Origin of the sequence: Kitasatospora sp. NPDC058162 (genome assembly GCF_042884005.1) — a bacterium.
Taxonomy (GTDB): Bacteria; Actinomycetota; Actinomycetes; order Streptomycetales; family Streptomycetaceae; genus Kitasatospora.
The window spans coordinates 283,419-296,039 of sequence record NZ_JBHVUS010000009.1; the positions used below are offsets into that span (position 1 = coordinate 283,419).

Annotated in this window: 11 protein-coding genes; 7 read left to right on the top strand and 4 right to left on the bottom strand. The window is 71.2% G+C overall.

The genetic code is table 11. From position 1 onward, the window contains the following. Positions 1-445: 445 nt before the first annotated feature. From rpsB to rlmN, 6 genes are all read left to right on the top strand, one after another. A complete protein-coding gene (gene rpsB / locus ACFVXG_RS20535; RefSeq protein WP_387929378.1) occupies positions 446-1,324 on the top strand; it encodes a 30S ribosomal protein S2 in 879 nt (292 codons plus the stop codon). A 129-nt stretch (positions 1,325-1,453) separates the two neighbouring features. After that, positions 1,454-2,293, top strand: a complete 840-nt coding sequence (gene tsf / locus ACFVXG_RS20540) for a translation elongation factor Ts (protein WP_188307062.1) — start codon at positions 1,454-1,456, stop codon at positions 2,291-2,293. Between the two features lie 262 nt (positions 2,294-2,555). Beyond that, entirely contained in the window at positions 2,556-3,320 is a 765-nt protein-coding gene (gene pyrH / locus ACFVXG_RS20545) for a UMP kinase (protein WP_030056790.1), read from the top strand. Between the two features lie 96 nt (positions 3,321-3,416). Beyond that, the gene (gene frr, locus ACFVXG_RS20550; protein ID WP_350508283.1) at positions 3,417-3,974 is read left to right on the top strand and encodes a ribosome recycling factor; all 558 of its coding nucleotides are present in this window, start codon (positions 3,417-3,419) and stop codon (positions 3,972-3,974) included. A gap of 341 nt (positions 3,975-4,315) precedes the next feature. After that, positions 4,316-5,614, top strand: coding sequence for a phosphatidate cytidylyltransferase (locus ACFVXG_RS20555; RefSeq protein WP_387929440.1), 1,299 nt, complete (start codon positions 4,316-4,318; stop codon positions 5,612-5,614). A 73-nt stretch (positions 5,615-5,687) separates the two neighbouring features. After that, on the top strand, positions 5,688-6,788 hold the full coding sequence (gene rlmN / locus ACFVXG_RS20560; protein ID WP_387929380.1) for a 23S rRNA (adenine(2503)-C(2))-methyltransferase RlmN: 1,101 nt from the start codon (positions 5,688-5,690) through the stop codon (positions 6,786-6,788). Between the two features lie 15 nt (positions 6,789-6,803). Here the strand turns inward: rlmN and ACFVXG_RS20565 are convergent, their stop codons facing one another. From ACFVXG_RS20565 to ACFVXG_RS20580, 4 genes are all read right to left on the bottom strand, one after another. Then, on the bottom strand, positions 6,804-7,955 hold the full coding sequence (locus tag ACFVXG_RS20565; RefSeq protein WP_387929381.1) for a hypothetical protein: 1,152 nt from the start codon (positions 7,953-7,955) through the stop codon (positions 6,804-6,806). 41 nt (positions 7,956-7,996) lie between these two features. Beyond that, the gene (locus ACFVXG_RS20570; protein ID WP_387929382.1) at positions 7,997-8,752 is read right to left on the bottom strand and encodes an ABC transporter ATP-binding protein; all 756 of its coding nucleotides are present in this window, start codon (positions 8,750-8,752) and stop codon (positions 7,997-7,999) included. 235 nt (positions 8,753-8,987) lie between these two features. After that, positions 8,988-10,382: an aspartate aminotransferase family protein gene (locus tag ACFVXG_RS20575; RefSeq protein ID WP_387929384.1), complete on the bottom strand. Its 1,395-nt coding sequence runs from the start codon at positions 10,380-10,382 to the stop codon at positions 8,988-8,990. After that, entirely contained in the window at positions 10,379-10,852 is a 474-nt protein-coding gene (locus ACFVXG_RS20580) for an Lrp/AsnC family transcriptional regulator (protein ID WP_030306695.1), read from the bottom strand. Before ACFVXG_RS20580 ends, ACFVXG_RS20575 begins: the two co-directional genes overlap by 4 nt. A 268-nt stretch (positions 10,853-11,120) precedes the next feature. Here ACFVXG_RS20580 and ACFVXG_RS20585 point away from each other — a divergent pair, with 268 nt between their 5' ends. Further along, on the top strand, positions 11,121-12,596 hold the full coding sequence (locus ACFVXG_RS20585; RefSeq protein ID WP_387929386.1) for a gamma-aminobutyraldehyde dehydrogenase: 1,476 nt from the start codon (positions 11,121-11,123) through the stop codon (positions 12,594-12,596). The last annotated feature ends 25 nt before the right edge of the window (positions 12,597-12,621 follow it).

Here is a 12,621-nt window from a genome sequence, read left to right on the forward strand (position 1 = left end):
AGTGGGCCGACCAGCCGGCAAGCGTCCGCCGGCCGCTGCGGCCCCGTCCGCCGCCGCCGTTTCCCGGGCTTCCCCCAGGCCATCGGCAGCCCGTGCGCAGTCCGCCCGCAGGCCCCCGGACGCCCGTGAAGTCGCTCGCGGCTCGGCGCTTCCCGTACACTTCACACGCGACCCGGTCCACCGGGTCGACTTCGCACGCCCCGCCACCGGTGGTCGGATGCGGTTCATCCGCAGCGCCGCCAGGTGCGAGTGCCGCTCGGTCCGCCGAGCCCGACCGGTCCCCGGACCGAGCGGGTGGAAGCGGCTCGGCACGATCGGGGCGTCAGGCGTGGCTGTCACCTGGCCGCCACGGACAACCGAGACTGACCCGGCCGTAGGCAATCGCCCGAGGGAGAACTTCCCGCGGGCCGCCACAGTCGGGCCGTAACACCTGAGGAGCACGGCAATGGCCGTCGTCACGATGCGGGAGCTGCTTGAGAGCGGCGTCCACTTCGGTCACCAGACCCGCCGCTGGAACCCGAAGATGAAGCGCTTCATCATCACCGAGCGCAACGGCATCTACATCATCGACCTGCTGCAGTCGCTGAACTACATCGACCGCGCCTTCGAGTTCATCAAGGAGACCGTTGCCCACGGCGGCAGCGTCCTCTTCGTCGGCACGAAGAAGCAGGCCCAGGAGGCCATCGCCGAGCAGGCCACCCGCGTGGGCATGCCCTACGTGAACCAGCGCTGGCTCGGCGGCATGCTGACCAACTTCTCGACCGTCTACAAGCGTCTGCAGCGCCTGAAGGAGCTCGGCGAGCTGGACTTCTCGGACGTGGCCGGTTCCGGCCTCACCAAGAAGGAGCTCCTGGTCCTCCAGCGCGAGCACGACAAGCTGGAGAAGACCCTCGGCGGTATCCGCGACATGCAGCGCGTTCCCAGCGCTGTCTGGATCGTGGACACCAAGAAGGAGCACATCGCGGTCGGCGAGGCCCGGAAGCTCAACATCCCGGTCGTCGCCATCCTCGACACCAACTGTGACCCCGACGAGGTCGACTACAAGATCCCGGGCAACGACGACGCGATCCGCTCCGTCACCCTGCTGACCCGCGTGATCGCCGACGCCGTGGCCGAGGGCCTGAAGTCCCGCGCCGGTGTCGCCAAGGGCGACACCAAGGCCGAGCCGGGCGCCGACCAGCCGCTGGCCGACTGGGAGAAGGACCTCATCGAGGGCGAGAAGAAGGCCGAGGAGGCCCCCGCCGCCGCCGAGGCCGAGGCCCCCGCTGACGAGGCTCCGGCCGCTGAGGCCCCGGCCACCGAGGCTCCGGCCGAGCAGGCCTGACGTACCAAGGGTGAGGGGCACTCGCCGGTACACCACCGGCAGGTGCCCCTCTCTCCCGCGCCGGGACCGAAACATCGGTCCCGGCGCCACTCCACGCAGACACGCGAGACGCGAGAAGAGATTCACACCATGGCGAACTTCACCGCCGCGGACGTCAAGAAGCTCCGTGAGCTCACCGGCGCCGGCATGATGGACTGCAAGAAGGCCCTGGACGAGGCCGAGGGCAACGTCGAGAAGGCCGTCGAGCTCCTGCGCATCAAGGGCCAGAAGGGCGTTGCCAAGCGCGAGGGCCGTGACGCCTCCAACGGCGCCGTCGCCGCGCTGATCGCCGAGGACAAGAAGTCCGGCGTTCTGGTCGAGCTGAACTGCGAGACCGACTTCGTCGCCAAGGGCGAGAAGTTCGTCGAGGTCGCCGACGCGATCGCCGCCCACGTCGCCAAGACCGCCCCGGCCGACCTGGACGCCGCCCTGGCTTCCGAGATCGAGGCCGGCAAGACCGTCCAGCAGTTCGTGGACGAGGCCAACGCGACCCTGGGCGAGAAGATCGTCTTCCGTCGCTTCGCGCAGTTCGACGGTGACGGCTTCGTCGCGGTCTACCTCCACAAGACCAGCCCCGACCTGCCGCCGGCCGTCGGCGTCCTGGTCGAGCTGGACAAGGAGAACGCCGAGGTCGCCAAGGACGTCGCGCAGCACATCGCCGCCTTCGCGCCGAAGTTCCTGTCCCGCGAGGACATCCCGGCCGAGGACCTCGAGAACGAGCGTCGCGTCGCCGAGGCCACCGCTCGCGAGGAGGGCAAGCCGGAGGCCGCCCTGCCGAAGATCGTCGAGGGCCGCGTCACCGGCTTCGTGAAGGAGAACTCCGTCCTGGAGCAGGCCTTCGCCAAGGACAACAAGAAGACCGTCGCCAAGGTCCTCGAGGAGAACGGCGTCGCCCTCAAGCGCTTCGCCCGCTTCCGCGTCGGCGCCTGAGCCACGTTCCACCCGGTCCCCGGCCCCTCTAGGCTGGGAACCGCCGCTGCCCGCTGACCAGGGCGGGCGGATCGCCGAACGGGCTCACCCAGCGCCAACCGTCCATGGGCGGGCCGTGTCGGCACCATGAACGACGAGGAGGCCATTGCCGTGCAGGACACCGAACCGGTTCCCGCGGCAGTGGCCTCCTCTCGTGTACACGCAGGCCGGGCATCCGCACGCCCAGGCCTGTGAGCCAGCAGGTGCAATAAAGGAGAAGTCCATGCAGGAGACGCAGGAGACCGCGCAGGACCCCAAGGCGGGCTCGCGCCGCCGGGTGCTGCTCAAGCTGTCCGGTGAAGCCTTCGCCGGTGGCGGCGGGCTCGGCGTCGACCCGGACGTCGTGCATGCGATCGCCCGTGAGATCGCCACGGTCGTCCGCGCCGGTACCGAGGTCGCGGTGGTCATCGGCGGCGGAAACTTCTTCCGCGGGGCCGAGCTCCAGGTCCGCGGCATGGACCGGGCCCGCTCCGACTACATGGGCATGCTCGGCACCGTCATGAACTGCCTGGCGCTGCAGGACTTCCTGGTCAAGGAAGGCATCGAGACCCGGGTCCAGACCGCCATCACCATGGGCCAGGTCGCCGAGCCGTACCTGCCGCTGCGGGCCGTCCGGCACCTGGAGAAGGGCCGTGTGGTGATCTTCGGCGCCGGTATGGGCATGCCGTACTTCTCCACCGACACCACGGCCGTCCAGCGCGCCCTGGAGATCCACGCCGACGTCCTGCTGATGGGCAAGAACGGCGTGGACGGCGTCTACGACTCCGACCCCCGGACCAACCCGGACGCGGTGAAGTTCGACGCGCTGGAGTACTCCGAGGTCATCGCGCGCGACCTCAAGGTCGCCGACCTCACCGCGATCACCCTGTGCAAGGACAACAACCTCCCGATGCTGGTCTTCGAACTGCTGGCGGAGGGCAATATCGCGCGTGCGGTGAAGAGTGAGAAGATCGGCACACTCATCAGCCAGGATTCTGTCCGGGCCTGAGCAGCAACCCGCCGTACGGGACGGCGTCCGCCGCGACCGGCCCCGATGCCGACGCCGGTCGGGACAACAGCAGATGAACCGGACAGGGAGATCACAGTGATCGAAGAGACCCTCCTCGAGGCCGAGGAGAAGATGGAGAAGGCCGTCGCCGTCGCGAAGGACGACCTCGCGGCGATCCGCACCGGCCGTGCCCACCCGGCGATGTTCGCCAAGATCGTCGCCGAGTACTACGGCGCCATCACGCCGATCAACCAGCTGGCCTCGTTCTCGGTGCCGGAGCCGCGCATGGCGGTCGTCTCGCCGTTCGACAAGACCGCGCTGAAGGCCATCGAGCAGGCGATCCGCGACTCCGACCTGGGCGTCAACCCGTCGAACGACGGCTCCATCATCCGGGTGGTGCTGCCGGAGCTGACCGAGGAGCGCCGCCGGGAGTTCATCAAGATCGCCCGGACCAAGGGCGAGGACGCCAAGGTCTCGATCCGCGCCGTCCGCCGCAAGGCCAAGGACGCCATCGACAAGCTGGTCAAGGACGGCGAGGTCGGCGAGGACGACGGCCGCCGCGCCGAGAAGGAGCTCGACGACACCACGGCCAAGTACGTGGCCCAGGTCGACGAGCTGCTGAAGCACAAGGAAGCCGAGCTGCTCGAGGTCTGATGAACGACGCCCCTGACGCCCCTGGCTACTGGGGCCCGTCCGACCAGCAGTTCCAGCCCTACCGCCCGGCGCCGCAGCCGCAGGCACCCCGGCAGCCGGCCAGTCCGGCGCCGGGGTACGGCGAGCAGCCGGCGCCGGTCCAGGGACCGCCGGCCCCCGGCCGGTCCGGCCCCGGTGCGCCGGTCGAGGCGCAGCCCTTCCCGGGGCACCCCGGTCAGCCGGGGGCCCGGGCCGCCCACCAGGGCGGGCCGGATGCCGTCCCGGGGGACGAGGGCCTCCGTTCGGATCACTCGCAGCAGCCTCCGGTGTACTGGGGCGGCGACGCGGAGGAGACTCAGGTCATGCCTCCCGTACCGGCCGACCCCGGCCCGCACCCCGGTGCGCCCGACCGCGGGCCGGCCGACGGTCCGGCCCAGGGCCAGGCCCACGGCCCGGCCGGCGGTGCGGCCCAGGGCCCGCCCCGGGGCCGGTCGGCGGCGCCCGGTCAGCCCGCGGCCCCCGGTCGGCACGCCGCGGAGGGCCGCCCGACCGACCCCGCTGCGGACCAGGCCCGGGAGGCCGGCCGACCCGGCGGACCGCTGTTCCGGGACGAGCAGCCCCAGTCGGCGCCGCCCGGTGTGACGGAGACGGTCGTGCTGCGCGCGATAACCGACGACGTCACCCCCGCCCCCGGCCACGGCACCCCGCCGTACCCGGGGGCTCCGGTGCATCCCGCGCCGCCGCAGAGCCACTGGGCGGCCGGGCAGCCCCCCTTCGTGCCGTCGTCCCATCCAGGGCAGGAGACACCCGTGGCCGCCCAGCCCGCCCCGCAGCCGGAGCCGCGCAAGCAGCGCGGCGGCCGTAACCTCCAGGCCGCCATAGGCGTGGGGGTGGGCCTCGGCGTGGTGATCATCGCCTCGCTGTTCGTGGTGAAGGCGCTGTTCCTGTTCGTCGTGATGGCCGCGGCCTCGGTCGGAGTCTGGGAGCTGACCAGCCGGCTGTCCGAGCGCAAGCAGATCAAGGCGCCGCTGGTGCCGCTGCTGGTGGGCGGCATCGCCATGATCGCCACCGGCTACTGGGCCGGCGTCGAGTGGGCCGCGGCCTCGCTCGCGCTGACCGGGCTGGCGGTGATGGTCTGGCGGATGGCCGAGCCGCCGGAGAACTACCTGCGGGACATAACGGCGGGGGTGTTCACCGCCTTCTACGTGCCGTTCCTGGCGACCTTCGTGGCGATGATGCTGGCGGCCGACGACGGCCCCCAGCGGATCGTGCTCTTCCTGATCGTCACGATCTGCAGCGACACCGGCGCCTACGCGGTGGGCTACAAGTTCGGGAAGACCAAGCTGGCCCCGACGATCAGCCCCGGCAAGACCCGTGAGGGCCTGGCCGGCGGCATCGGCCTGTCGATGCTGGCGGGCGCCGTGCTGATGCAGCTGATCATCGACGGCGGCAGCTGGTGGCAGGGCCTGATCCTGGGCGGCTGCGCCGCCGTCACCGCGACCCTGGGCGACCTGGGCGAGTCGATGATCAAGCGCGACCTCGGGATCAAGGACATGGGCACGCTGCTGCCCGGCCACGGCGGGATCATGGACCGGCTGGACTCGCTGCTGCCCACCGCCCCGGTGGTCTGGCTGCTGCTGGCGGCCTTCGTCGGGAGCTGACCAGCGGATCCGCAGCGGGGCCCCGGACGCCAGGCGTCCGGGGCCCCCGCGCGTCTGCGACACTGGAACAACCATGCCTAAGCCCGGAGAACTCACCTTTGTCGCGCCGCGCGGCGCAAAGCCCCCGCGACACCTCGCCGATCTGAGCCCCGCCGAGCGCAAGGAGGCCGTCGCCGAGCTGGGCGAGCAGCCGTTCCGCGCCAAGCAGCTCTCCAACCACTACTTCGGCCGGATGTCGAACGACCCGGCGGACTGGACGGACATCCCCGCCGCCAGCCGGGAGAAGCTCACCGGGAGCCTGCTGCCCGAGCTGATGTCGGTGGTGCGCCACGTGTCCTGCGACGACGACACCACCCGCAAGACGCTCTGGAAGCTGTTCGACGGCACGCTCGTCGAGTCCGTGCTGATGCGCTACCCGGACCGGGTCACCATGTGCATCAGCTCGCAGGCAGGCTGCGGCATGAACTGCCCGTTCTGCGCCACCGGCCAGGCGGGGCTGACCCGCAACCTGTCCACCGGCGAGATCGTCGAGCAGATCGCCGCCGGGATGCGCGCGCTCAAGGCCGGGGAGATCCCGGGCGGCGAGGCGCGGCTGTCGAACGTGGTCTTCATGGGCATGGGCGAGCCGCTGGCCAACTACAACCGGGTGCTGGCCTCGATCCGTCGGCTGACCGACCCGGCGCCGGACGGCTTCGGCCTGTCCCAGCGCGGCATCACGGTCTCCACGGTCGGCCTCGTCCCGGCGATGAACCGGCTGGCCGACGAGGGCCTCAGCTGCCGCCTGGCGCTGTCGCTGCACGCCCCGGACGACGAGCTGCGCGACGAGCTGGTCCCGGTGAACACCCGCTGGAAGGTCGCCGAGGTGCTGGACGCGGCGTGGAACTACGCGGAGAAGTCCGGTCGCCGGATCTCCATCGAGTACGCGCTGATCAAGGACATCAACGACCAGGCCTGGCGTGCCGACCTGCTCGGCCGGCTGATCAAGAACCACCGGGTGCACGTCAACCTGATCCCGCTGAACCCGACCCCGGGTTCCAAGTGGACGGCCTCCCGGCCCGAGGACGAGCGCGAGTTCGTCCGCCGGCTCCAGTCGCACGGCGTGCCGACCACCGTCCGCGACACCCGCGGCCAGGAGATCGACGGCGCCTGCGGTCAGCTCGCCGCGGCGGGCTGACGAGCGGGTCGGGAACTACCGCAGCCCGGCGGCCGCCAGCGCGGCGGTCGCCCCGCCGGTCAGCAGCAGCGTGGTGCCGACCGCGAGGGTGCGCAGCGCGATCGCGCCGAACAGCAGCCGGGGCGAGGCACCGAGGCGCAGCAGCGCCTCGGTGATCTCCCGGCGGTCGGTGCGGACCTCGGCGAGCCGGGCGATCACCGCGGCGGCCGTGCAGCCGAGCACCAGGCAGGCCTCGACGGCGGGCAGCGCGTCGACGCTGTCGGGGGTGCCGATCCAGTAGCGGACGGTGGTCAGCACCAAGGCGACGACCAGGGTGAGGACGGCCAGCGGCGGGCCGAGCCGGCGGGCCTGGGCGGTGAGGCCGCGTCCGGCCAGCAGCCGCAGCGGGGTGGGCCGGCCGAGGGCGAGCAGCCGTCCGGTCCAGGCGAGCAGCGGGCCGGTGAGCAGGGCGAGGCCGAGTGCGCCGGCGGCCCAGCCGCCGAGGGCAGCGGTGCTGGTGCTGCCGAGTCCGGCGGGCAGGTGGATCGGACGGCCGTCGGCGGGGGCGCCGGGCCGCAGCGCGATGAGTTCGAGCGCGGCGCCGATCACCACGAGTCCGACCGGTACGGCGATCCGCAGCGGACCGAAGCCGGTCCGGCCGTGGGTGCGGCCGCCGGGCAGGGTCTCGGCGACGGGCACCGAGCAGCCGGCGGCGAGGCCCGCGGTGAGCGGGACCAGGGCGAGCAGGGTGACCGGTGCGGCGGGGGGCAGCGGCACGCCCATGCCGAGGTCGGGGGCGAGCGAGGGCCCGGCGATGTCGTTGCGCAGCACCAGGAAGAGCAGCAGGGTGAGCACGCTGCCGAGGGTGCAGGCGAGGGCGACCTCGCCGGCGATCAGGGTGCGGATCCGGCGGGAGCCGGCCCCGGCGGCGGTGAGGCCGGCGATCCGTTCGGGCCGTCGGGCGGGCACCGAGCGGGCGGCGACGGCCGCGAACCAGGCGACGGCGGCGAGCGGCGGCAGGCACCAGAGCAGCCGCGCCAGCGCGTCGGTGCCGCCGAGCGGGTCGCTCAGCGCGCGGCCGAGGGAGCGCAGCAGGAACGCGGCGACGACGGCGGCCGCCAGTGCGGTGAGCAGCCAGCGGCCGAGGTCGGGCACCCGGTAGCCCCGGGCCAGACGGAGGTAGAACACGTCGACTCTTTCAGCGGCTCGGCTCTGGCAGCGACTGGGCGTCAGCGGCGGGTGGCCGTGACGGCGGAGGCGCCGGCCGTGCCCGGGGCGGGGGTGCCGCGCGGGACGGGGGCGGCGGGGGCGGTGAGCCGTCCGTCGACGAGGGCGACGGCGCGGTCCGCGAACCGGACGAGCTCGGGGTCGTAGGTGGCCAGGACGAGGGTGAGCTGGTGGGAGCGGGCCGCGCTGGTCAGTATCCGCAGGACCTGGTCGGCGGCCTCGCGGTGCAGCGGGGCGGTGGGGTCGTCGGCGAAGACGACGGGCGGCAGCGGTGCGAGGGCGCGGGCCACGGCGATCCGCTGGCGCTGGCTCTGGACCAGCCGGTCGGGGCGTTGGCGGGAGATGTCGCCGACGTCGAGGCGTTCCAGCCACTCGTCGGCGGCGGTGTAGGCGGCCTTGTTCCCGGCGCCGGCGAGCAGCAGCGGCAGGGCGACGTTCTCGCGGGCGCTGAGTTCGGGCACCAGGTGCGGTTCGGAGCCGACGAAGCCGAAGCGGTCGCGGCGCAGCCGTTCGCGGCCGGCGCGGCCGAGGGTGTGGACGGGGGAGCTGTTGAACCAGACCTCGCCCTCGTCGACCGGGAGCTGGGCGGAGAGGCAGCCGAGCAGGGTGCTCTTGCCGCAGCCGCGCGGGCCGGTGACGGCGAGCACCTCGCCCTCGCGGACGCCGATGGAGATGCCGCGCAGGGCGGGGGTGCCGTCGTGGGACTTGACGATCCCTCGGGCCCACAGCACGTCGTTGTCAGGCGGTGCCGCTGACATGAGGTTCCATCCTGGGTGGCCGCAGGGATATGACAGTCGTCAGATTAGAACGACCGGGGCCGGTCGGGGTTGCGGCGCTCTGGTCCATCACGGGCAAATCACCCGCATTCAGGCATGTTTGGTCGTTCGACTGTGATGTTCCGCGGCTGGGGCGGGCGGGGGCGGGAACGCCGAAGGGCGGCCCCGCGGGTGCGGGGCCGCCCTTCGGCGGAGGGTGGGGAGAGGGCTCAGGGGATCAGAGCTTGGCCCACGCGTCGGTGAGGCTGGTCCGCAGGATCTGCTCGATCTCGTCGAAGGTCGACTGGTCGGAGATCAGCGGCGGGGCCAGCTGGATGACCGGGTCGCCACGGTCGTCGGCGCGGCAGTACAGGCCGTTGTCGAACAGGGCCTTCGACAGGAAGCCGTAGAGCACGCGCTCGACCTCGTCGTCGTTGAAGGTCTCCTTGGTGACCTTGTCCTTGACGAGCTCGATGCCGTAGAAGTACCCGTTGCCGCGGACGTCGCCGACGATCGGCAGGTCGCGCAGCTTGTTCAGGGTGCCCAGGAAGGCGGCCTCGTTGTCGAGGACCTTCTGGTTGAGGCCCTCGCGCTCGAAGATGTCGAGGTTGGCGAGCGCCACGGCCGAGGAGACCGGGTGGCCGGCGAAGGTGTAGCCGTGCAGGAAGGTGTTGTCACCCTTGTAGAACGGCTCGGCGATGCGGTCCGAGATGATCGTGGCGCCGATCGGGGAGTAGCCCGAGGTCATGCCCTTGGCGCAGGTGATCATGTCCGGCACGTAGCCGAACTTGTCGGCGCCGAACATGGTGCCGAGGCGGCCGAAGGCGCAGATGACCTCGTCCGAGACCAGCAGCACGTCGTGGCGGTCGCAGATCTCGCGCAGGCGCTGGAAGTACCCGGGCGGCGGCGGGAAGCAGCCGCCGGCGTTCTGCACCGGCTCCACGAAGACGGCGGCGACGGTCTCGGCGCCCTCGTTGAGGATGGCGACCTCGATCTCGTCGGCGCACCAGCGGCCGTAGGCCTCGGGGTCGACGGTGCCGTCCGGGCCTTCGAGGAAGGCGGGGGCGCGGTAGATGTTGGTGTTCGGGGCCTTGTGGGTGCCCGGCACCAGCGGCTCGAACGGGGCCTTGAGGCCCGGCAGACCGGTGATGGACAGCGCGCCCTGCGGGGTGCCGTGGTAGGCGACGGCGCGGGAGATGACCTTGTACTTGGTCGGCTTGCCGATCAGCTTGAAGTACTGCTTGGCGAGCTTCCAAGCGGTCTCGACGGCCTCGCCGCCACCGGTGGAGAAGAAGACCTTGTTGAGGTCGCCCGGGGCGTAGTTGGCCAGGCGCTCGGCCAGCTCGACGGCCTTGGGGTGCGCGTAGCTCCAGATCGGGAAGAACGCGAGTTCCTTGGCCTGCTTGGCGGCGACCTCGGCGAGCTCGGTGCGGCCGTGACCGGCCTGCACGACGAACAGGCCGGCCAGGCCGTCGATGTACTTCCGGCCCTTGTCGTCCCAGATGTACGTGCCCTCGCCCTTGACGATGGTCGGCACGGGGGAGTTCTCGTACGACGACATGCGGGTGAAGTGCATCCACAGGTGGTCGTAGGCGGTCTTGGAAAGGTCCTTCTGCGCCGGGTCGGCTGTCATCGGGTGCCCCAGGTGTAGGTCTGTTTCCGGAGCTTCAGGTAAACGAAGCTCTCGGTGCTCCGCACGCCGGGAAGCGCGCGGATGCGCTTGTTGATCATTTCGAGCAGGTGCTCGTCGTCCTCGCAGACCAGTTCGGCCAGGAGATCGAACGAGCCTGCGGTGCAGACGACGTAGTCGACCTCGTCGAGGGCGGCCAGCGCGTCGGCGACGGGCTCGATGTCGCCCTCGACCCGGATGCCGACCATCGCCTGGCGGGTGAAGCCGACGGTGAGCGGGTCCGTGACGGCGACGATCTGCATCACGCCTTGGTCGAGCAGCTTCTGGACGCGCTGCCGTACGGCTGCCTCCGACAGGCCGACGGCCTTGCCGATGGCGGCGTACGGGCGACGCCCGTCCTCCTGGAGCTGCTCGATGATCGCCTTGGAGGCGGCGTCGAGGGGAACACTCGCGTTCCGGTCGCGGTTGGCCACGCGGCCACTGTGCCTGATCGTTCCCGTGTTCGCAAGCGTGGAAACTGCTGATTTCGTCGCGCTTCCGGAAATCCCATGCGGATTTCATCGTGTGTGCGCACAGAGGCTGTCGATCCCAGCAGTCTTCCGGCTACCCTGGCACGGTACGCGCGCGCCCCCGCAGGGCGGCGCGCATTCCGCCACCAGTGGACCGCGCCGCCTCCGGCCGGGCCACTCGGCACCCTTCGTAGGCCCGATCCGCCGACGTACCATGGCGCCGGAATCTGCAATGCCGCAGGCCCAGACCGAGGAGAGACCCGTGAGCGACCTTCGCACGCTGCGCAACTACATCAACGGTGAGTTCGTCGACGCGGCAGACGGCCGCACGCTCGACATCGTCGACCCGACCACCGGCGAGGTCTACGCGACGTCGCCGCTGTCCGGTGCCGCTGACGTGGACGCGGCCATGGCCTCGGCCGCCGCCGCCTTCCCGGTCTGGCGCGACGCCACCCCCAGCACCCGGCAGAAGCTGCTGCTCAAGATCGCCGACGCGGTCGAGGCCCGGGCCGACGAGATCGTCGACGCCGAGGTGCGCAACACCGGCAAGCCCCGGGCGCTGACCCTCTCCGAGGAGATCGGCCCGATGGTGGACCAGATCCGCTTCTTCGCCGGTGCCGCCCGCATGCTGGAGGGCAAGGCCGCCGGTGAGTACATGGACGGGATGACCTCGATCATCCGCCGCGAGCCGGTCGGCGTCTGTGCCCAGGTCGCGCCGTGGAACTACCCGATGATGATGGCGGTCTGGAAGTTCGCCCCGGCCATCGCCGCGGGCAACACCGTGGTCCTCAAGCCCTCGGACACCACCCCGGCCTCCACCGTGCTGCTGGCCGAGATCATCGGCGGCATCCTCAAGGACCTGGAGCTGCCGGCCGGCGTCTTCAACGTCATCTGCGGCGACCGCGAGACCGGCAAGCTGATGGTCGAGCACCGGACCCCGGCGATGGCCTCCATCACCGGCTCCGTCCGGGCCGGCATCCAGGTCGCCGAGTCGGCCTCCAAGGACGTCAAGCGGGTCCACCTGGAGCTGGGCGGCAAGGCCCCGGTCGTGGTCTTCGAGGACGCCGACATCGCCGAGGCCGTCGAGGGCATCTCGGTGGCGGGCTACTTCAACGCCGGCCAGGACTGCACCGCCGCCACCCGCGTACTGGTGCACGAGTCGATCCACGACGCCTTCGTCGAGGCGCTGGCCAAGGCCGCGGCCGAGACCAAGACCGGCGGCGTGGACGACGAGGACGTGCTGTACGGCCCGCTGAACAACGCCAACCAGCTCAAGCAGGTGGCCGGCTTCATCGAGCGGCTGCCCGCCCACGCCAAGGTCGAGGCCGGTGGCCACCGGGTCGGCGACAAGGGCTACTTCTACGCCCCGACCGTCGTCTCCGGCCTGCTGCAGGACGACGAGATCATCCAGAACGAGGTCTTCGGCCCGGTCATCACCGTGCAGAAGTTCACCGACGAGGAGCAGGCCGTCGAGTACGCCAACGGCGTCGAGTTCGCGCTGGCCTCCTCGGTGTGGACCAAGGACCACGCCCGCGCCATGCGGATGTCCCGCCGCCTGGACTTCGGCTGCGTCTGGATCAACACCCACATCCCGCTGGTCGCCGAGATGCCGCACGGCGGCTTCAAGAAGTCCGGCTACGGCAAGGACCTGTCGGCGTACGGCTTCGAGGACTACACCCGGGTGAAGCACGTCATGACCGCCATCTGAGGCTGCGCACAAGTCGTCTGAACTG